Origin of the sequence: Rhodococcus sp. 14-1411-2a (assembly GCF_002259485.1) — a bacterium.
In the GTDB taxonomy this organism is placed as follows: Bacteria; Actinomycetota; Actinomycetes; order Mycobacteriales; family Mycobacteriaceae; genus Rhodococcoides.
In genome coordinates this window covers 372,378-392,651 of sequence record NZ_NPGA01000014.1, presented here as the reverse complement: position 1 = coordinate 392,651, position 20,274 = coordinate 372,378, and the positions used below count along the sequence as shown (strand labels likewise).

General features: G+C 65.3%; 19 protein-coding genes. 5 read left to right on the top strand and 14 right to left on the bottom strand.

Annotated features, from left to right (window positions below; translation table 11 throughout):
• The first annotated feature begins 52 nt into the window (after positions 1 to 52).
• The gene (locus tag CH291_RS12795; protein WP_094687649.1) at positions 53 to 1,315 is read left to right on the top strand and encodes an alpha-hydroxy acid oxidase; all 1,263 of its coding nucleotides are present in this window, start codon (positions 53 to 55) and stop codon (positions 1,313 to 1,315) included.
• Positions 1,316 to 1,490: 175 nt separating this feature from the next.
• Here the strand turns inward: CH291_RS12795 and CH291_RS12790 are convergent, their stop codons facing one another.
• From CH291_RS12790 to ssd, 7 genes are all read right to left on the bottom strand, one after another.
• Complete coding sequence (locus tag CH291_RS12790) at positions 1,491 to 1,856, bottom strand: Rv3654c family TadE-like protein (RefSeq protein ID WP_094687648.1); 366 nt, start codon at positions 1,854 to 1,856, stop codon at positions 1,491 to 1,493.
• Entirely contained in the window at positions 1,853 to 2,164 is a 312-nt protein-coding gene (locus CH291_RS12785; protein ID WP_068054152.1) for a TadE family type IV pilus minor pilin, read from the bottom strand. Before CH291_RS12785 ends, CH291_RS12790 begins: the two co-directional genes overlap by 4 nt.
• Before the next feature lie 23 nt (positions 2,165 to 2,187).
• The gene (locus CH291_RS12780) at positions 2,188 to 2,391 is read right to left on the bottom strand and encodes a DUF4244 domain-containing protein (protein ID WP_068054150.1); all 204 of its coding nucleotides are present in this window, start codon (positions 2,389 to 2,391) and stop codon (positions 2,188 to 2,190) included.
• A 63-nt stretch (positions 2,392 to 2,454) separates the two neighbouring features.
• The gene (locus tag CH291_RS12775; RefSeq protein WP_256980830.1) at positions 2,455 to 3,027 is read right to left on the bottom strand and encodes a type II secretion system F family protein; all 573 of its coding nucleotides are present in this window, start codon (positions 3,025 to 3,027) and stop codon (positions 2,455 to 2,457) included.
• On the bottom strand, positions 3,024 to 3,803 hold the full coding sequence (locus CH291_RS12770; protein WP_068054144.1) for a type II secretion system F family protein: 780 nt from the start codon (positions 3,801 to 3,803) through the stop codon (positions 3,024 to 3,026). The genes CH291_RS12775 and CH291_RS12770 overlap by 4 nt, the downstream gene beginning before the upstream one ends.
• Positions 3,800 to 4,984, bottom strand: a complete 1,185-nt coding sequence (locus CH291_RS12765) for a TadA family conjugal transfer-associated ATPase (RefSeq protein ID WP_082899008.1) — start codon at positions 4,982 to 4,984, stop codon at positions 3,800 to 3,802. The genes CH291_RS12770 and CH291_RS12765 overlap by 4 nt, the downstream gene beginning before the upstream one ends.
• The gene (gene ssd, locus CH291_RS12760; RefSeq protein WP_094687646.1) at positions 4,981 to 6,096 is read right to left on the bottom strand and encodes a septum site-determining protein Ssd; all 1,116 of its coding nucleotides are present in this window, start codon (positions 6,094 to 6,096) and stop codon (positions 4,981 to 4,983) included. Before ssd ends, CH291_RS12765 begins: the two co-directional genes overlap by 4 nt.
• A gap of 334 nt (positions 6,097 to 6,430) precedes the next feature.
• Here ssd and CH291_RS12755 point away from each other — a divergent pair, with 334 nt between their 5' ends.
• Entirely contained in the window at positions 6,431 to 7,276 is an 846-nt protein-coding gene (locus CH291_RS12755) for an HAD family hydrolase (protein WP_373454860.1), read from the top strand.
• 359 nt (positions 7,277 to 7,635) lie between these two features.
• Here the strand turns inward: CH291_RS12755 and CH291_RS12750 are convergent, their stop codons facing one another.
• The 5 genes from CH291_RS12750 to CH291_RS12730 form a co-directional block, all read right to left on the bottom strand.
• Positions 7,636 to 8,382 (bottom strand): oxidoreductase, encoded by a 747-nt coding sequence (locus CH291_RS12750; RefSeq protein ID WP_068054137.1) that lies wholly within the window; start codon positions 8,380 to 8,382, stop codon positions 7,636 to 7,638.
• Positions 8,383 to 8,412: 30 nt separating this feature from the next.
• The gene (locus CH291_RS12745; RefSeq protein WP_094638622.1) at positions 8,413 to 10,086 is read right to left on the bottom strand and encodes an ABC transporter ATP-binding protein; all 1,674 of its coding nucleotides are present in this window, start codon (positions 10,084 to 10,086) and stop codon (positions 8,413 to 8,415) included.
• Between the two features lies 1 nt (position 10,087).
• Complete coding sequence (locus tag CH291_RS12740; RefSeq protein WP_094638621.1) at positions 10,088 to 11,026, bottom strand: ABC transporter permease; 939 nt, start codon at positions 11,024 to 11,026, stop codon at positions 10,088 to 10,090.
• On the bottom strand, positions 11,019 to 11,942 hold the full coding sequence (locus tag CH291_RS12735) for an ABC transporter permease (protein WP_094687645.1): 924 nt from the start codon (positions 11,940 to 11,942) through the stop codon (positions 11,019 to 11,021). Before CH291_RS12735 ends, CH291_RS12740 begins: the two co-directional genes overlap by 8 nt.
• A 147-nt stretch (positions 11,943 to 12,089) precedes the next feature.
• Positions 12,090 to 13,712, bottom strand: a complete 1,623-nt coding sequence (locus tag CH291_RS12730; protein ID WP_094670584.1) for a peptide ABC transporter substrate-binding protein — start codon at positions 13,710 to 13,712, stop codon at positions 12,090 to 12,092.
• A 444-nt stretch (positions 13,713 to 14,156) separates the two neighbouring features.
• Here CH291_RS12730 and acs point away from each other — a divergent pair, with 444 nt between their 5' ends.
• Positions 14,157 to 16,127, top strand: a complete 1,971-nt coding sequence (gene acs / locus CH291_RS12725) for an acetate--CoA ligase (protein WP_094687752.1) — start codon at positions 14,157 to 14,159, stop codon at positions 16,125 to 16,127.
• Between the two features lie 67 nt (positions 16,128 to 16,194).
• Here acs and CH291_RS12720 read toward each other — a convergent pair whose 3' ends face one another.
• The gene (locus tag CH291_RS12720) at positions 16,195 to 17,565 is read right to left on the bottom strand and encodes an MFS transporter (RefSeq protein ID WP_176460209.1); all 1,371 of its coding nucleotides are present in this window, start codon (positions 17,563 to 17,565) and stop codon (positions 16,195 to 16,197) included.
• Between the two features lie 250 nt (positions 17,566 to 17,815).
• On the opposite strand from CH291_RS12720, the gene CH291_RS12715 reads away from it, so the two are divergent.
• Together CH291_RS12715 and CH291_RS12710 are read left to right on the top strand one after the other, a co-directional pair.
• Complete coding sequence (locus CH291_RS12715; RefSeq protein ID WP_068054119.1) at positions 17,816 to 18,310, top strand: phage holin family protein; 495 nt, start codon at positions 17,816 to 17,818, stop codon at positions 18,308 to 18,310.
• 22 nt (positions 18,311 to 18,332) lie between these two features.
• A complete protein-coding gene (locus CH291_RS12710) occupies positions 18,333 to 19,265 on the top strand; it encodes an alpha/beta fold hydrolase (protein WP_068054113.1) in 933 nt (310 codons plus the stop codon).
• A 27-nt stretch (positions 19,266 to 19,292) separates the two neighbouring features.
• Here the strand turns inward: CH291_RS12710 and CH291_RS12705 are convergent, their stop codons facing one another.
• Positions 19,293 to 20,204 carry an NADP-dependent oxidoreductase gene (locus tag CH291_RS12705; RefSeq protein ID WP_094670583.1) on the bottom strand — a complete coding sequence of 304 codons (912 nt, stop codon included), beginning with the start codon at positions 20,202 to 20,204 and terminating at the stop codon, positions 19,293 to 19,295.
• Positions 20,205 to 20,274: the final 70 nt, after the last annotated feature.

Here is a 20,274-nt window from a genome sequence, read left to right as displayed (position 1 = left end):
CCCGTCGTCCCCACCACTCACCACAATCAGCCCACAGAATCGAGAACGTGACATGCCCATCACCCGGCAGATGCCCAAAGCTACCGATTTGCGCGAGGTCCTCTCGTTCAAAAAGCCCGATCTGAACCTGCGTCGCCGACGCCTTAGCGCCGCACTCACCATCGACGATCTCCGCACCATCGCCCGACGCCGCACCCCACGCGCAGCGTTCGACTACACAGACGGTGCCGCCGACGCCGAGATTTCGCTCTCCCGGGCTCGTCAGGCCTTCCGTGACGTCGAATTCCACCCCTCGATCCTGCGGGACGTCTCTCACGTCGACACCTCGACGACGGTGTTCGGCGGGCCGTCCGCGCTGCCGTTCGGCATCGCTCCGACGGGATTCACTCGACTCATGCAGACCGAGGGTGAATACGCCGGTTCTGCCGCAGCCGGAGCTGCCGGAATCCCGTTCTGCCTCTCGACCCTGGGCACCACGTCGATCGAGGACGTCAAGGCCACCAACCCGAATGGGCGAAACTGGTTCCAGCTCTACGTCATGCGCAACCGCGACATCTCGTTCGGGCTGGTCGAACGCGCCGCGAAGGCAGGCTTCGACACCCTCCTGTTCACGGTCGACACGCCCGTCGCCGGGTCACGACTGCGCGACAAGCGCAACGGATTCTCCATCCCGCCGCAGTTGACCGCGTCGACGATCGCCAACGCCATCCCGCGGCCCTGGTGGTGGTGGGACTTCCTCACCACGGCCAAGCTCGAATTCGCGTCACTGTCCTCTACCGGCGGCACGGTCGGAGAGCTGCTCAATTCAGCGATGGATCCATCGATCTCGTTCGAGGATCTCGACGTCATCCGGGAGATCTGGCCTGGCAAGCTGGTCGTCAAAGGTGTTCAGTCGGTGGCGGATTCGGTCCGTCTCGCCGAACTGGGAGTCGACGGAATCATCCTGTCCAATCACGGAGGCCGACAACTCGATCGGGCCCCCGTTCCCTTCCACCTGCTGCCTCAGGTGGTGAGCGAAGTCGGCTCCGATTTCGAGGTCGCCGTCGACACGGGAATCATGCACGGTGCCGATATCGTCGCCTCCATCGCGATGGGAGCGTCGTTCACGCTCGTCGGCCGGGCCTACCTGTACGGCCTGATGGCCGGAGGGCGAGCCGGCGTCGACCGCATGATCGAGATCCTGCGCGAAGAGGTAGTGCGCACCATGCAACTGCTGCAGGTCAATTCACTCGCGGAGCTCACACCGGAGCACGTCACCCAACTCACTCGATTCGCTCCTCTACATTCCGGGGCCCGCACCTTCACGACGCGCTGACCGCTGTAGGCCGGGGTTCGTGGCCAGGGTTCGACGCAAACGCGCGCGCATTCGCTGAACGCTCGCGAAATCGCTGGCCAGACGAGGCGAATCCCCGCGCACCTGACCAACGCGCGCGCATTTGCGAATTCGGCCAGCGGGCGAGGCGGACCGGGGCGGGCAAGCGGTCCGATCCTCACCCCGGACCCGCCCGCGCCGAGGCGATGGCGTCGGACATTCCGAAGCGACCGAGGAATACCGGCTGCCCCACCGTCACGATCACGTCCCACTCGTCGATCGTGCACTCTCGCAACACGGTCCCCATTCGCCCCGCCAAACCCCGCGCCGTCTCACACGCATCGGCCACTCCACGATCGAGGGCCCCCGCCCCGGCCAGCGCCGCGAGATCGGCCGCCGACTGCGCCTGATGACGAGCACCCACCGCCGAGCCGACGTGCATCACCATCACCACGACAACGATCAAGGCCGACATCGCCAGCGCCGCCAACACCGTCGCGCCACCTTCGTCATCACGCAGCACCCTCCCGAAAGCGAGCCTCATTCCGCGGCAATCGGTTCCGCAGCAGCAACCGCCTCAGCAGACAACGTCAACCCAGGCAGCGGACTCGCCACTTCCACCCGCGCGACGAAGAACTCCCCGTCCTCGGTCACCGTGATGCGAGCCCCCTCCGGCGCGACCCTCTCCCCCACCGAGACAGCCCGGTTCGTATCCCCTCTGGCCGCCAACCGCGCTGCCTCCCTGGCCGCATCGACGCAGCCGATGTGCATCGTCACCGACACGATCGCCCCGATACACACCACGATCACCGCGACGATGGACGCGATCGCGAACGCCGCCTCCACCGTCACGGCACCGTCGTCATCGGTCAGGCTCAGACGGCTGTGTTCAGCGCTCGATCGATGATCCCCGTCAACGCCGTGACGATGCTGTCGCCGGTCACCACCGTGTACAGCACCGCCCCGAACGCCGCGGCCGCGATGGTCCCGATCGCGTACTCCGCGGTCGACATGCCATCGTCCTCCACGCCGAACAGAACGATTCGAGTCTTCAACTCCTGCAGTGCGTTCTCGATCATCTCGATTCCCCTCCCTGTTCTCCGATGCGGCAGTTCCGCAACGGAATTCTGTGTGCGCAGCGGTCACAGCAGACCGCCGCCCAGTACGTTGCCCGCCAGTCCGATCACCACGGGGATGATGCCGAGGCAGATGAAAGCGGGCAGAAAGCACAGGCCCAACGGCCCGCTGATCAGCACACCCGCGCGATCGGCCGCAGCGGCCGACGCGTCCTCGGCGCGAGTTCGTTGTGTCGCAGCGAGTTCCGTCATCGCCGACGCCATGGACGACCCGGCCCGGGCAGATCGGCGGGCCATCCTGGCCAGCGCCTCGGTCTCGGGATCCTGCGCGACGGCGTCCCACGCGGTCGCGGCGTCGGCACCGAGTTCGAGCAGATCGGCTGCCTTGCGGAGCGCGATACCGAACGAGGTCGGAGCGGAATGTGCTGCTGCCGCAGCGGCGGTCGATATCGGCAAGCCCGACCGCAGACAGGCGGCGAGCAGATCGAAGGTCGTGGCCACCGCGAGCGGGTCGGGTGTCGGCGTATCGACGGTGTCGGTGTCCGCCCGGCGCTCGGATGCCAGCCTGTGCAACCCACCCGAGACCGAGGGCAGCGTGATCGATGCCGTGGCCAGACACAGAACCGCCACCCACATCACGTCGTCACCTTGCCGGTGATCGCATCGGTCCACAGCAGGCCCGCACAGCCCAGCGCCGTGCCGATGAGCAGCAGCATTCCGCCGAGCCCACCGCCGAGCAGAATGTGCAGTGGATCGGCTCCCATCAGCTGACCGAGCGCGACTCCGAGAATCGGTAGACCGGCCAGCACCAGCGCGGTGGCACGGGCACCGGCGAGCGATGCGTCGGTTCGTTCGCGAAACCGTCGGCGTCCCAGCATGTCCTCGCGGACGGCGTCGAGCAGTTCGGCGAGCGCGAGCCCGTGCTCGTCTGCCACTCTCCACGCGGCGGCCAGCCGGCCGAGCTCGGCGTCCAACAACGAATCGGACGAGGCGATACCGTCCGCAGCCATGCCGCCCAGTCGGGAGCGCGATGCCGCACCGCGCAGTGCCGTCGACGCGATGCCGCCGCACTCGTCCGCCGCGACCGCGCTGGCCGTGGCCGGATGGGATCCGACGCGCAGCTCGCCGATGACCACCTCGACTCCGGTTGCGAGCCAGTTCAATTCGTCGGCACGCCGGTCACGTTCGAGTCGCCGGCGATTACGACGCCATCCGGTACCGCCCGCCACCGCTGCTGCGCTCACGGCCCAGATTCCGCCGAACCACCACGCCGCCCCTGCCGCAAACAGAACGCAGCATGCCGGCATCAGCCATCGCGGCGCGGACGAAGCCGCCCGTTCTTCACCAGGCAGCCGACGGAAACTACTCGGCCACAGGGCAACCGCGAGGGCGAGGACCATCACCGCCGCCGTCATCGGGCGTCACCGCAACGGCGGTCGAGCAGTTCGAGGAGCCGACCTTCGCCCGGCGTCGCGTCGGCAGTCACCGACCAGGCCGCCGCGATGTGCACTCGCCCGGCGCGATCGACGTCGACCACTCCGATCTCACGTAGTCGTCGAGTACCGTCGGAACTGCGGTGGACGTGCAACACCACTTGGACCGCAGCGGCGAGTTGGCTGTGCAACGCGTCTCGGCCCATTCCGCCCAGTGCCGCAAGGGCTTCGAGTCTGGCCGGTACCTCGGCCGGGGAGTTCGCGTGAATGGTTCCGGCTCCGCCGTCGTGACCTGTATTGAGAGCCGTCATCAAGTCGATGACCTCGGCCCCGCGCACTTCACCGACCACGAGCCGGTCCGGTCGCATTCGCAGAGCCTGACGCACCAGCTGCCGCACCGATACTTCACCCACGCCTTCGACATTGGGCGCGCGGGCTACCAGCCGGACCACGTGCGGATGTGCCGGGGCCAACTCGGCGGCATCCTCGACGCAGACGATCCGTTCGGCCGGATCCACCTCGCCCAACAGGGCGGCCAAGAGTGTGGTTTTTCCAGCGCCGGTACCGCCGACGACGAGAAATGCCAGGCGGCCGAATACGATTCGACGCAGCAGCTCGTACCCGTCTTCGGTCACGGCTCCCGATGCACGGAGCGCAGCTAGTCCCTGCGTCGCGGGTCGCAACACCCGAAGCGACACACACGTTCCTCCGCTCGCCACCGGTGCCAGCACCGCGTGCAGGCGGACTCCGAAGGCCCCCTGCCCGACGCCCGGCAATCGACCGTCGACCCAGGGCTGCGCGTCGTCCAAACGGCGGCCGGCCGACAACGCGAGTCGCTGCGCCAAACGACGTACGGCAGCCTCGTCGGCGAATCGGATGCCGGTGCGCTCGAGTCCGCGACCACGATCGATCCACACCTGATCCGGTGCGGTGACCAGCACATCGGTCACTCCGGGCTCGGACAGCAGCGGCTCCAACGGCCCCGCACCGGTCAGCTCGGTCTGCAGAACACGAAGGGCCGCAAGCATATCGGTGTCGCCGATCACCCCGCCTGCTTCCGCTCGAATCGCCGCGGCGACGGTCGCGGGAACCGGAGCATCGGCCGATGCCGCCAGGCGATCACGGACGCGGTCGAGCAGATCCGCGGTGACGACGGCGCTCATGCCGCCCACCGCTGACCACCGGGCTTGTGCGCGAACGTATCGAGCACAGCGTCGGCTGCCGCGGCCAGCGGCGAACGTCGGCCCAGCACCAGTCCTCCTCGTTCGAGGCGCTCGGCCAACGCGGGCTCGGCGCGCATCGAGGTCAGCAGCGGAAGACCGAGGGCGACGGCGATGTCGTCTGCCCTCAGCCCACCCGGCGCAGGCCCACGAACGACCAGGCCGACGTTGGCGTTTCGATCCACGACCTGCGCTGCCACCGCCTCAGCCGACGTCACGGCTCGCAGTTCGGCCGGAAGTACCAGCACGACGAGATCCGCCGCGGCGTACAGAGCGTCGGAGACGTCGCTCGGATGGCGCGGAGCGTCGCACACCACCAGATCTCCCGCTGCGCGTCCTGCATCGACCACAGCCGCCACTGCAACGGCCGAGAGTCCGACACCCCGGTCCTGGGATCGGCCGAGCGCCAGCACCGACAACCCGCCGCGGGAAGGCAGCGCCCCGTGCAGAGCGTCGCCGGAGACTCGGCCGCCTTCGACGACCAAGCCGGACCATCGCAGACCCGGAGCGTTCTCCCAGCCGAGTAACAGGTCGAGGCCGCTGCCGTACCGATCACCCTCGACGAGGAGGGCACGTCGGTCCGAGCGGCTGCTGCGGAGTCCGAGTGCGGCGGCGAATGTCGATGCGCCCGCGCCACCGCGAGCGCCGACCACGGCGATCACTCCACCGTCTCCCGACGGCACCGATGCGGGTTCGCCGAGTATGCGCACGAGTGCGTCTTCGTCCTGCGGCAGGGAGAGCACATGCTCGGCACCGAGCGATGTGGCGATGCGCCAGTCGTCGAGTGTCGGTTGCTCGTCCGTGACCAGAATGACGCGCGAGCGTCGCGAAAATCCGGACGCCAATGCCGTCTCTGCGGACTCGAAATCGACCAAAATTGTTCCGGGTCGGTCCCACATCGACCGTGCCGAACCGATACCGACCAGTAAGTTCTGCTCTTCCACAACACAATCCGCGGCCGCGGCTATTCGATAGACGTCCTCGCGGAGTCCGCGAAGTTCGATCGACATCGCCACAGTCGGGTGCGCGATTCGCTGTCGCGGGTCCGTTTCCATGCGCCAAGCCTGCGTGAGAATCTGCTCGAGGTGCGCGCGACTTGGCAAAATGTGGATAGATCGGGGCCTGTGGATGAATACCGGTACTGCTGTACCAGTTTTTGCCCCGACCCGGAAAAGAGGACGACCCTCGCCAGGGGGGGAGGAGGCGAGGGTCGTCTGGTTCAGCCCCGGGGGGTCGGGCTGAACACCGCCCGGAATGAACCGGGCTCATAGCAAATACTACACCCGTGGACTTCCTTGTTTGCAAGTTCAACCGTCGCTTTTTCTCGACGGTTTCGGACCGAGTCCGCCAGTGGCGCCGCGCAACATCCACCGGTCACCACCGGCCACTATGGTGACAAACGTGACCCAGAGCGCGAGCACCGACGACGCCCCGGCCGGCCGACGCGCAGCGCGCGTCGCGGCATTCTTCGACCTCGACAAGACGATCATCGCCAAGTCCAGCACGTTGGCATTCAGCAGACCGTTCTTCGACCAAGGACTCATCAACCGGCGCGCCGTTCTCAAGAGCAGCTACGCCCAGTTCCTGTTCCTGCTCTCCGGAGCCGATCACGACCAGATGGAGCGCATGCGCGCACACATCGCGAGCATGACCGCCGGCTGGGACGTCGAACAGGTACGAGCGGTCGTCGCCGAAACCCTGCACGACATCGTCGACCCCCTCGTGTTCGCCGAAGCCGCCGACCTGATCGCAGACCACAAGCTCCGCGGCCACGATGTGGTGATCGTGTCGGCGTCCGGCGACGAGATCGTGCACCCCATCGCAGAACTCCTGGGTGCCGATCACAGCATGGCCACCACGATGGTGACCGTGGACGGCAAGTACATCGGCAAAGTCGACTTCTACTGCTACGGCGAGGGCAAGGTCGACGCCATGAACTCCCTGGCCGCGCAACATGATTACGACTTGGCGTCGAGCTACGCGTACTCGGACTCGATCACCGACGTGCCGATGCTGCGCGCCGTCGGGCATCCCACGGCCGTCAACCCCGACCGAGCGCTGCGCAAGGAAGCCGCGTCCCGCGGCTGGCCGATCCTCACGTTCTCCAACCCGGTCTCGCTGCGATCACGGATCCAGACCCCGTCCGGCAAGACCGTAGCGGCAAGTGCGGCAGCAGGTTTCAGCGCTCTTGCGGCCGGCGCGATCACCTACGGACTGCTCCGAAGAAAAAGATGACGCTCAACCCCTTGATGTGAGGCGCGTCACGGGGTACAAATGACGTACGGAAGAACGGAAGGCCAAGATCGAATCGGAAGAGAAGATTCGCTCTCCCGACCGCCCTTCCCAGCACGGACACCAGGCACCCACGCGGAGCGGCCACCTAATGGCAGAAGCGCTGTGGGCCTGCGAGATTCGTCGATGATCAGCAAGAACCCTGCACCGGTTGCAGGGATGACCTCATCACCGTCGAACCCTCGCCGAGGCCACGTGGTTTTCCATCACAGCCCACCTGAGCACGCTTGGTAACCAGGCGCTCCGTGCTAACGGGCGGCGAAGTCGACGCAAGTCGGCATCGCCGCCCTTTTATGTGTGGGTTAGACCGCGGCTTCGGCAATCGAAGTCGCCTCTGCCGCACCGGCTTCGAAGGCTCCACAGCACAGGATCACCCAACTCCCGACGCCCGTCGCGGTGCCCTCGGCGAATCCGGTCGCGCCGTCCCGGTAGGCATTTGCTCGACGCATCCAGCTCACTTCCGGCACTCCGAGGTTGTGGGGGTCGAAGCCCGACGACGCCGCCACCAGTCTCGATGCAGCCCGCGCAACGATGCCGTCGGCCGATCCGAAAGCTTTGAGCGTCAACAACTCACCGTGCACCACCGCCGCGATCACCGGAGCGGGTGCAGAGGTTCCACCGGTCACGAGCTGAGCGAGCAGATCGAGTCGCTCGCCGACCCCCGAATCACCGCGCGGACGACCGAGCGCGGAAGCGTCGTCGACGAGATCTGCAGCTGCCAACAAGTGGAGTCGAGCCAGGGTCTGCAGCGGAGCGCGCTTCCACGTCGAGAGCGTGTTCTGCAGGGCGTCGCCATCGAGGGCGGCCGCGACTCGAAGCGCGCCTGCGAGTACGGGGTCGCCTTCTTCGCCCTCGCGGGGGAAATCCATCGACCCGCCCTCGAGTGACGAAGACGAGCGGGCCGCGCGGACCGCGGCCTCGGCCGCGGTGGCCGGCCAGCCACGACGGTTGGCCTTGTGTCGATGCACCGCGCCGAGAGCGTCACGCGCCCGTTCGGCGGAGTCGACAACTCCGGGCAATTCCAGCAGCGGGGCGAGGGGGTCCGTCACGACAGACGACGGTACCCCCTCCCCTCACCCCTACTTTGCCCCTGCCGCCAACAGCTCGGCGCGGGCCTGGCGACGCTTGGCCTGTTCGGCCGGATCGGGCACCGGGACGGCCGCGAGCAACCGCTTGGTGTACTCGTTGGTCGGACGACGCAGAATCTGATCCGTCGTACCGAACTCGGCGAGTTTGCCCTTGTTCAGCACCGCGATGCGCTTGGCCAGTACCTCCACCACAGCGAGGTCGTGGCTGATGAACAGGCACGCGAAGCCGTACTCACGCTGCAGTTCCTTGAACAGCTCGAGCACCTTGGCCTGCACCGACACGTCGAGTGCGGACGTCGGTTCGTCGGCCACCAGCAGCGTCGGCTCCAGGGCGAGCGCCCGGGCGATGCCGACGCGCTGACGCTGCCCACCGGACAACTGATGGGGGTAGCGGTTGCGCATGGTCCGCGACAGGTGAACCCGGTCGAGCAGTTCCTCGACCTTTCGATTTCGGTCTGCAGCACTGTGCTCGGTGTGCAACAGCATCGGCTCGGCAATGGACTGTCCGATCGGCCAGCGCGGGTTCAGCGACGAACCCGGATCCTGGAACACGATGCCGACCTTGCTTCGCACCGACCGCAGTTCACGATTCGACAGGTTGGTGATGTCGACGCCTGCAATCGACAACGAGCCGCCGGTGAGCTTGTTCAGTCCCACCACGGCCTTGCCGATCGTCGACTTGCCCGAGCCGGACTCGCCGACGAGGCCGACCACCTCACCCATCTCGATGTCGAGGCTGACCCCGTCGACGGCCCGGAACACGGTGCGGCCCGGGTACTCGATGACACCGTCGACGATGCTCAGAGCCCGGGTCTCCTCGACGGCACTGGGCTCGGCGATCTTCCCCGCGGTCACGGCCTCGATGCTGCTGCCCAGGTGCGGAACCGAGGCGAGCAACTGCTGCGTGTACGGATGCGACGCGTTCTTGAATATTGTTTGTGCAGCGTCTGTTTCGACGATGACGCCGTCCTTCATCACCGCGATGCGGTCGGCCATGTCGGCCACCACACCCATGTCGTGAGTGATGAGGACGATCGACGCGTCGATGCGGTTCCGGAGATCGCGCATCAGGTCGAGGATCTCTGCCTGCACTGTCACGTCCAGCGCCGTGGTCGGCTCGTCCGCGATCAGCAACGACGGGTCCGAGGACAGCGCCTGGGCGATCATCGCGCGCTGACGCTGACCACCGGAGAGCTGGTGCGGGTAGAAGTTGACCCGCGTCTCCGGATCCGGCATCTCGACGAGCTTGAGCAGCTCGACGGCCCGCGCTTTCGCTTCCTTCTTCGACAGCGAGGTGTGCGCGCGGATGGCCTCGGTGATCTGCCAGCCGATCGAGTACACCGGATTGAGCGCCGTCATGGGCTCCTGGAAGATCACCGCGACGTTCTTGCCGCGGATGGGTGCGAGCTGCTTCTCGGGCAGCCCGACCAGCTCTTTCTCGCCCAGCTTGATGCTGCCGGACACCCGCGAATTATCGGCCAACAGGCCCGGGACGGCCATCGCCGTCGTCGACTTACCGGATCCGGATTCACCGACGATGGCGAGAACTTCACCGGAGGCGACCGTGAACGAGACGGTATCGACCGCCTTGCGCCAGACCTTCTCGACCTCGAACTCGACCGTCAGATCGGTGACGCTCAGAACCGTGTCCTTCTGAATACTCATGTCAGTTCCGTTTCGGATCGAGTGCGTCACGGAGTGCGTCGCCGAGCATGATGAACGCCAGCACCGTGACGGAGAGGAACGCGGCCGGGAACAGCACCAGGTGCGGTGACGTGAGGAACCTGGCTTGACCGAGGTTGATCTGTAGGCCCCAGGAGATCTCGGGGGCTTGCAATCCGATTCCGAGGAACGTCAATGTCGCCTCGGCCGCGATGAACGTACCCACCGAGATCGTGGCGTAGATGATCACCGGGGCCAGCGCGTTGGGCAGGATGTGTCGCACCAGAATGCGGTAGGTCGACGCTCCCAATGCCTGTGCCGCCTGGACGTATTCACTGTTCTTGATGGAGATCACCGACGATCGCACCAGGCGCATCGCCGTCATCCAACCGAAGGCCACCAGGGCCAACGACACGGTGAAGATGGTGCGCTGGGCGGTGACGGTGAGCAGGATCAGAGCACCGAGCAGCAGCGGAATCCCGAAGAACACGTCGGTGAAGCGCGCCAGGATGCTGTCGATCGCACCGCCGAAGTAGCCGGCGAGAGCACCGATGAGGACGCCGATGATCAGCACGCCGATCACCGAGAGCACACCGATCGACAGCGAGATCCGCGCACCGTAGATGACGTTGGCGTAGTAGTCGCAGCCCTGGATGTCGGTGCCGAACCAGTGTGCTGCACTGGGTTTTTGACCGGAATCGGACAGCGAGCACACTCGCGGATCGATGCCGCGGGCGAACAGCTGCGGGAACACCGCCATGACCAACAGCACCAACAGCAGGAACGTGCCGATGATGAAGAACGGGCTCTTGCGCAGGTACTTCCACGCGTTGCCCCACAGGCTGGCCTGACCGACCAGCTCGACGGCCTCGCCGGTGACGACGTTTCCGGGCTGGCCCTCGTCCGCGGCGTGCTGAGCTGCGCTCGAATCTTCTTTATTCATAGCGAATCCTTGGATCGAGAACCGCGTAGAGAACGTCCACCACGAGGTTGAAGAAGATGTAGAAGAACACGAAGAGCGTCACGATGCCGACGACGACGGCACCTTCCTGACGGGCGAGACCGTCGTAGATGGCGCGGCCGAGCCCGGGCAGGTTGAACACCGTTTCGGTCACGATGGCACCGCCCAGCAGACCACCGACGTCGGCACCGATGAAGGTGACAACAGGAATCAGCGAGTTGCGCAACGCATGTCGAACGATGATGCGCCGGTTGCTGATTCCCTTGGATTTGGCGGTGCGGATGTAATCCGCGGCCATCGACTCGGCCACCGAGGTGCGGGTCAGACGAGCCACGTACGCCATCGACAGCGATGCGAGCACCAGGCCGGGAAGCAGGTAACTCGACCAGCCGTCGTTGATGCCGGAGATCGGGAAGATGCCTAGCTTGAGCCCCAGCGTGAACTGCGCGATGAAGCCGAGAACGAACACCGGCACCGACACCAGCAGCGTCGTCGAGATGAGCACCAGGTTGTCGAAGAAGGATCCGCGCTTGAGGGCGGCGAGCACGCCTGCAGCGATACCCATGACGGTCTCGATGACGACGGCCACGATGGTCAATCGGACCGTGACCGGAAGTGCCCGCTCGATGGTGTCGAGAACGGGGCGTCCGGAGAAGTCGGTACCGAAATCGCCCTGGAAGAAGCCGCCGATGTACTTGAAGTACTGCACGAACAGGTTGTCGTCGAGGTTGAACTCGTCTCGCAACTGGGCGACGACGCCCGGGGCGAGGGGGCGATCTCCGGCGAGGGCGCGGATGGGATCACCCGGGAGCGCGTAGACCATCGCGAAGATCAAGAACGAGGAGCCGATCAGGACGGGAATCGTCAGCAGTAATCGGCGAGTGATGTAGCGACCCACTGTGTGTCTTCTCCTTGAACAAGGGACGAACCTGCGCCTCGGGTCTTGCCGGCGCAGGTCGGTGTGGGACGGATGCGCCCCACGGTTGAACGAGACCCGGTGGGTGACAGCCGATCACGCTTGGCTGCCACCCACCTGGGTGTGTCGTCAGCTGACTACGACGTCCTCGAGGATGATGTTGCCTCGGTTGTCGATCTTGACGTCGGAGACGCGATCGGACCACACAGCCTGGTTCAGGCCGTAGAACAGCGGAGTAGCGGGCATCTGGTCGATCAGGATGTCCTCTGCCTTCTGGTAGTCCGCGGTTGCAGCGTCGATATCTGCAGCGTTGTTGCCTTCGGCCAGCGCGGCGTCGAATGCCGGATCGTTGAAGAAGACGTAGTTGCTACCTGCAGGCGGGGTTGCGGCTGCCGAGTACAACGGGGAGAGGAAGTTGTAGATCGACGGGTAGTCCATGATCCAGCCCGAACGGAACGGGCCGGTCATACCCTGAGCGTCCTGCAGCGGCAGGTACTGCGCGAACTGGAGGTCACCGCGCAGTGCGTAGTTCACACCCAGGTTGTCACGCAACTGGTTGCCCACGGCGGTCATCCACGAGTCGTGGCCCGCACCGGCGTTGAACCACAGATCCACCGGCTGGCTGCGGTCGAATCCGGCCTCGTCGAGCAGACGGTTGGCCTCGTCCGCGTTGAGCTCGCAGTTGGCACCGCAGGCGTCCTCGCGGTAGCCGTCGACGACGGGCGATGCGAAAGAACCTGCCGGAGTGCGGGTATCGGTGAAGATCGCGGTCGCGATGGCCTGGCGATCGATGGCCATCGAGAATGCCTTACGCACGTTCGGATCCTGGAATCGCGGATCGTACGTCGGGAAGCCGAGCGAGGTGATGTCGGGACGTGCGCGCTCGCCGTACCGGTCACCGAACGTGTCGCGGGCAGTGGCCCATGCGTCCTCGGGGAGGTCGAGCATGACGTCGAGTCCGCCACCCTGAACGTCGTTGTAGCCGGTGCTCACCTCGGTGTAGACCTTGAAGTTGACGCCTGCGGACTGTGCCGCATTGTCGCCTGCGTAATCGTCGTACTTGGTGACGGTGAATCCCTGTCCGGGAACGAAGTCCTCGTCGGCCTTGAACGGGCCGTTACCGATCGGGCGAGCGCCGTAGGCGTCGGGGTCGGCATAGAACGCCTCGGGCAGCGGGTCGAATGCGGTGTATCCCAGCGTGAGCGGGAAGATCGCGAACGGTCCGTTGAGCTTGACGGTGAAGGTCGTGTCGTCGACGACGTTCAGTCCGCTCAGTTCGGTCGCGACGGGCTCGGCGGTGTCGCTGCCCTGCAGGTCTGCGTAGCCTTCGATGTTCTCGAAGAAGTAGGAGGCACCGAAAGCGTTGGTGCTCAACGCGTTGTAGCTCCAGGCTTTGGTGTAGGACTCGGCCGTGACGGGGGTGCCGTCGTGGAAGGTCCAGCCGTCCTTGAGCTTGACGGTCCAGGTGGTGTTGTCCTCGGACTCGACGGACTCGGCAACTCCGTTGTACTCGACGCTGTTGTCCTCGTCGTTGAACGTGACCAACGGAGTGAAGAGCGCCTCGAGAACCTGGCTGCCCTCGCTCTCGGTGGTGTTGCCCGGAATCAGCGGGTTCTCGGGCTCGCCGATGTAGATGCTGTAGATACCGTCGGCGCTACCGCCGGAGCTCGAGCCACCGCCGCCACAGGCGGCGAGCAGGCTCGCACTCATCAGCACAGCCGTGGTGACTACCGCGGCACGTTTGATACGCAAGAAAATCCTCCATCCAGATGTGAACACGGGGTCGTCCGTGCTCAGTTCCTCGGGCGCGACGCCCGGGGATTCGTGGGCGACCGCATGGCACGGCAGGTGGGCCGTTCCAACGATCTGATGGGATGGACTTTAGACACATCCTGAAACGAACATGTGAACTCCCCCAGATTTTGCTGACCCGTGAGTAAGCCGGAAACATGATCGAAACGTTTCGGCAAGTCGATTTCTCACAGTTCGGACATCGGCGTCGCCCGGGGTGCACGCCGGCGGTCCCGATTACCGCCCAGCGTGCAGAAACTACCGATCACCGCAGATCAGGGGGTTGCAGGCGATTGCAACGGTGCGATTGCCATCACATGTGACTACCCTCACAAGGGGCTCGAGACAGGCACGGAAGTGCAGTTTCATGAGCGAAATGCACCGGACGAAAGTGAGCTATTCGAGATGACGACCAGTACCTCCGGAACCGACGAGACCGCGGTTGCCTCCTACGCGCCCTCGGCCGAGTTCGCCGCTCAGGCCAACGCCGGAGCCGACCTCTACGCCGCCGCGGAGAACGATCGACTCGGCTTCTGGGCCGAACAGGCTCGCCGACTCCACTGGCACACCCCGTTCACCGAGGTACTCGACTGGTCCGAAGCCCCCGTCGCCAAGTGGTTCGCCGACGGCGAGCTCAACGTCGCCTACAACTGCGTCGACCGCCACGTCCTCGACGGTCACGGCGACCAGGTGGCCATCCACTGGGAAGGCGAACCCGGCGACAGCCGCGACGTCACGTACTCCGATCTGCTCGCCGACGTCAGCCAGGCCGCCAACACCCTGACCGAACTCGGCCTCGTCTCCGGCGACCGCGTCGCGATCTACATGCCCATGATTCCCGAGGCCATCGTCTCGATGCTCGCATGCGCCCGCCTCGGCCTGACCCACTCCGTCGTCTTCGCCGGCTTCTCGGCCACCGCGCTGCGCTCGCGCATCGACGACGCCGAGGCCAAGCTCGTCATCACCACCGACGGTCAGTGGCGACGCGGCAAGCCCGCCCCCATCAAGGACACCGTCGACGAGGCCGTCGACGGGGCCGCTGGCAGTGCATTCGAGAACGCTGCCGCGTCAGTCGAACACGTGCTCGTCGTCAAGCGCACCGACTCCGACGTCGCCTGGACCGACGGACGCGACCTGTGGTGGCACGAGACCGTCGCGAAAGCGTCGAAAACCCATGAGGCACAGCCCTTCCCGGCCGAGCACCCACTGTTCATCCTGTACACCTCCGGCACGACGGGTAAGCCGAAAGGCATCATCCACACCTCCGGCGGCTACCTGACGCAGACCTCGTACACCCACCACAACGTCTTCGACCACAAGGCAGGCACAGACGTCTACTGGTGCACCGCCGACATCGGCTGGGTCACCGGACACTCCTACATCGTCTACGGCCCGCTCTCGAACCGCGCCACCCAGGTCGTCTACGAGGGCACGCCCAATTCGCCCGACGAGCACCGGCATTGGAACGTCATCGAGAAGTACAAGGTCTCGATCTACTACACCTCCCCCACCCTCGTTCGCACATTCATGAAGTGGGGCAAGGAGATTCCCGAGGCACACGACCTGAGCTCGATCCGTCTGCTCGGCTCCGTCGGCGAGCCCATCAACCCCGAGGCGTGGCGCTGGTTCCGCGACGTCGTCGGCGGCGGCACCGCACCGATCGTCGACACCTGGTGGCAGACCGAGACCGGCGCGATCATGATCTCCCCACTGCCCGGCGTCACCTCCACCAAGCCCGGCTCCGCAATGACCCCGCTACCGGGCATCTGCGCCAAGATCGTCGACGACGACGCCAAGCCACTCGGCAACGGCGGCAACGGATATCTCGTGCTCGACGAGCCCTGGCCGGCGATGCTGCGCGGCATCTGGGGCGACATGGACCGCTACAAGGACACCTACTGGTCCCGCTACGCCGAAGAAGGCTGGTACTTCGCCGGTGACGGTGCCAAGTACGACGAGGACGGCGCACTGTGGGTCCTCGGCCGCGTCGACGACGTCATGAACGTCTCGGGCCACCGCATCTCCACCTCCGAGGTGGAATCGGCACTGGTCACCCATCACAGTGTCGCCGAAGCCGCGGTGGTCGGTGCCGCCGACGACACCACCGGTCAGGGCATCGTCGCATTCGTCATCCTGCGGGCCGGCGAGGAGAACACCGGCGACGCGTTGATCGCGGAGCTCAAAGCTCAGGTCTCCAAGGAGATTTCACCGATCGCCCGGCCACGCGAGATCTCCATCGTGCCCGAGCTGCCGAAGACGCGATCCGGCAAGATCATGCGTCGCCTACTGCGCGACGTGGCCGAGGGCCGCGAACTCGGCGACGTCTCCACCCTCGTCGACCCGAAGGTGTTCGAGGCGATCAAGAAGGGCCGCTAGCGCTCAGCGCAGGTGAGCGGAAACTCGACCCCTGCTACGAGTTTCCGCTCACGTGCGGCGCAGCCGCTCACACGCTGTCGAGCGACTGATCCCGTGTTTCTTTCATGATGATCAACGAGATCAGCGTCAACGCCGCGGCGATGGCGAGGTAGACGCCCACCCAGCCGACGCCGTAGCTGCTCACCAGCCAGGTGGCGATGAACGGGGCGACTGCGGCCCCGAGGATCGACGCGGTGTTGTACGAGATTCCCGAGCCCGTGTAGCGCACGTTGGTCGGAAACAGTTCGGGCAGAACGGCACTCATCGGTCCGAAGGTCAGACCCATCAGGCCGAGGCCGACGCACATGAACACCAACATCTTGCCTGCCGACGCGGACACCGGATCTGCGAACCAGTGGAACGACAGTCCGAACAGCACGATCGCCGTGGTGATGACGATGAGCGTGGGACGGCGGCCGTACTTGTCGGCGAGCAGTCCGGCGACCGGAATCAGAGCCGCGAAGAACAGCACGGCGATGAGCTGCAGTTCCAGGAAGTCGGTGTACGGAATGGCCAGCTTGGGCCCGTTGACGTCGGAGACCTTGCCCGTTCCGTAGCTGACCACCCACGTGGTCATGATGTAGAACAGCGTGTAGGTGGCGAGCATGACGAAAGTACCGATGATCAGCTGACGCCAGCTGGTCTTGAACACCTGAGCCAGCGGAGTCTTGACCTTCTGCCCACGCTCGACGGCCAGCTTGAACACCGGCGTTTCCTCCAGCTTGAGCCGGACGTACAGCCCGATGATGACCATGATCGCGCTGAGCAGGAACGGGATTCGCCAGCCCCACGTCAGGAACGCGTGGTCGGTGCCGGAGTTCGCAGAATCGTAGCCCGTCGCGATGACGATGAGCAGGAAGATGCCGTTGGCGAAGAAGAAGCCGATGGGCGCGCCCAGCTGCGGGTACATCGCGGCCCAGGCTCGCTTGCCCGGCTTCGCGGTTTCCGTCGCCAGCAATGCTGCACCGCTCCACTCACCACCGAGACCGACGCCTTGGGTGAAGCGCATGATCGCCAGCAGGGCCGGTGCCCACAGACCCACCGCGGCGTACGTCGGCAACAAGCCGATCGCGAACGTCGCGACGCCCATCGTGAGCAGGGAGCCGACGAGGGTCGCCTTGCGTCCGATGCGATCACCGAAGTGGCCGAACAGAATCGACCCGACGGGCCGCGCGATGAACGCCAGACCGAAGGTCGCGAACGACGCCAGCAGCGCCGTGGTGTCGTTGCCCGCGGGGAAGAACAGACGCGGAAAGACGAGTACAGCGGCGGTGGCATAGATGTAGAAGTCGAAGAATTCGATGGACGTGCCGACCATCGAGGCGATCACGATGCGTGACCGCGGCACCTGAGGTGCGGGAATTGCGCCGTCGGGCGCGACGGCGTGTGCTGAACTCACGGATGCTCCTGAAAGGGGGAAGTTCCCTGCAAATTACCTGATGAACACCTGAGAATTTCACGACCCGGGCGTGTCCGGTGCCCGATCGCGCAAGATCGGCGAGTTTGCGGGAGGCGGTACCGAGGTACGCGTCCAAACGAGGGCCGAGCGTCGCTCGCCCTTCGCGGAACAGTTAATCTGCTACCCAGGCACTACTGTCGATACGATCTTCCGCACAACACCGAGCAGAGCGATTACAAGGGGTCGAGAGTTGAGCGTCAGCAATGACAAGGGATACGGAAACGGCGTCCCGAACACGATTTCATCGATACCTCTGACCGATGTCGATGCCCGCACCCCTGGTAGCGCCAGCATCGGAAACCTCGTCAAGGACGCCACCACCCAGGTCTCGACGCTCGTGCGCGCCGAAGTCGCCCTCGCCAAGGCCGAGGTCACCGGTGAGGTCAAGAAGGGTCTGCAGGGCAGCGTCTTCTTCATCATCGCCCTGACGGTTCTGCTGTTCAGCACCTTCTTCTTCTTCTTCTTCGCGGCCGAGCTGCTCGACGTGTGGCTCTACCGTTGGGCCGCATTCCTCATCGTGTTCGCGTTCATGGTGTTGGCTGCGGCGCTGTTCGGATTCCTCGGCTACCGCAGGGTCAAGAAACTGCGCAAGCCCGAGAAGACCATCGACTCGCTCAAGCAGGCGTCGACGGTGCTGCCGAACCAGCACGATTCCATCCCCGGGGTTCCCGGCTACAAGAAGTAGTAGCCCGGGCGAATCGAGCAGTATGAATCAGCCCGATCCGTCCACGGTCCGGTATCCGGGACAGTGGATCCATCGCGACATCCACGCCAACGGAATCCGGTTCCACGTCGTCGAGGTCGGCGAACATGCACCGGACGCACCGCTGGTGGTCCTGCTGCACGGCTTCGCCGACTTCTGGTATTCGTGGCGACACCAACTTGCCGCACTCGCTCGGTCCGGCGTCCGGGCAATCGCCGTCGACCTGCGCGGTTACGGTGACTCCGACAAGCCCCCACGCGGATACGACGGGTGGACACTGGCCGGCGATATCGTCGGACTGGTTCGCGCTCTGGGATACCCGCACGCCACCTTCGTCGGTCACGCCGACGGCGGTCTCGTCTGCTGGGCCAGTGCGGCGTTGCACCCCCGCTTGGTGAGCTCGATGGTGCTGATCAACGCACCGCACCCCATCTCGCTGCGGCGAGCGGTGTTGAAGGATTCGGCGCAACGCGCTGCGTTGCTACCGCATTTCGTTCGCTACCAGGTTCCGCTGCGCCCGGAGAGGCTGCTGACGCGCCGAGGCGGAGCTGCGGTGGGCGAGTTGATGAGCAGCCGCGCCGGGTCCGCGTGGAAGAACACCGAGGACTACGCCGACACCGCAGCCAAGATGAGCTCGGCCATCCGGATTCCGGGTGCTGCGCACTGCGCGCTCGAATATCAGCGCTGGGCATTCCGCAGCCAGTTCCGCGCCGAGGGACGCCGCTTCATGGCCGCCGTGGACGTACGTACCTCGATTCCCGTCGCGCAGATCAGCGGCGACCTCGACCCGTACGTGCTGCCCACCACCCTCGATCGCGATCGGCACTGGGCACCGGGACTGACGCGTCGAACAGTGCGTGACGTGGGGCATTACGTCCACCAGGAAGCACCCGACGTGGTGTCCGAGGAGATCCTGCGAGTCGTGCACGAAATCTGAACGCGCTCGATTACGCGCGGCGGTGGGTCACCGCATGGTGACGACGACCTTGCCGCTTCCCCGCTCGGCCACGGCGTGGGCGTCGGCGATCTGGGCGAACGGCAGAGTGTGGTCGACCCGGGGCAGATAGATTCCGCGTCGGCCCAGCTCGGAAGCGCGCTCCAACAACTGAGACTCGTTGCGAGCGTCGATCTTTCGCGCACCCAGACGTTCGGCACCCTCGGCATCCAGGACGGTCACGACGCGGGCGGGGTCGCCCACCAACGTGATCAGGTCCTCAGGCAGAGATGACGGCGCCGTGTGCACAGCCGCGTCCACCCCGCCCGGCGCGAGGAGGGCGACCCGTTCGGCAAGCCCCGGACCATAGGTGGTCGGCCGTACGCCGAGGCCGATCAGATAGTCGTGATTTCGCGGGCTTCCGGTTCCGATCACCTCGGCCCCCGAATCCCTCGCGAGAACACTCAGGGCGGTGCCCACTGCTCCGGAAGCGCCGTCGATCAGTACGGTCTTCCCTTCCAGACTCCCGAAGACCTCGAGAGCCTCGATGACCGCGGATGCCGTGCTCGAAGCGAGCCCGGCGGCCGCAGCGTGCTCGATGCTCCAATCCGAGGGTGCACTGCTCCACGCGGTGAGTACTGCGTACTGCGCGGTGGTGTCACTGATCCCACCGACGCCGAACACGACGTCTCCGATCTGCGTACCCACAACCCCCGGTCCTACCTCGTCGACCACTCCGGCCGCGTCACGGCCGGGGATGGCGGGCAGATCGAGCGGCACCACATCACTCAACCGACCGGAGCGCAGCAGATAGTCGATGGGGTTGATGCTCGCGGCTCCGACCTCGATGCGAACGGTGTTCGCCTCCGCGTGAGGTTCCGGTGCGTCCTCGACCACGAGTATTTCGGGGCCACCGTAACGGTGGTATCGCGCTGCCTGCATCTGCTTCTCCGTACTACGCATCGGGTGCGAGATTACTTCCCGCGGAAAGCAATCTACCCGAGAATACTTT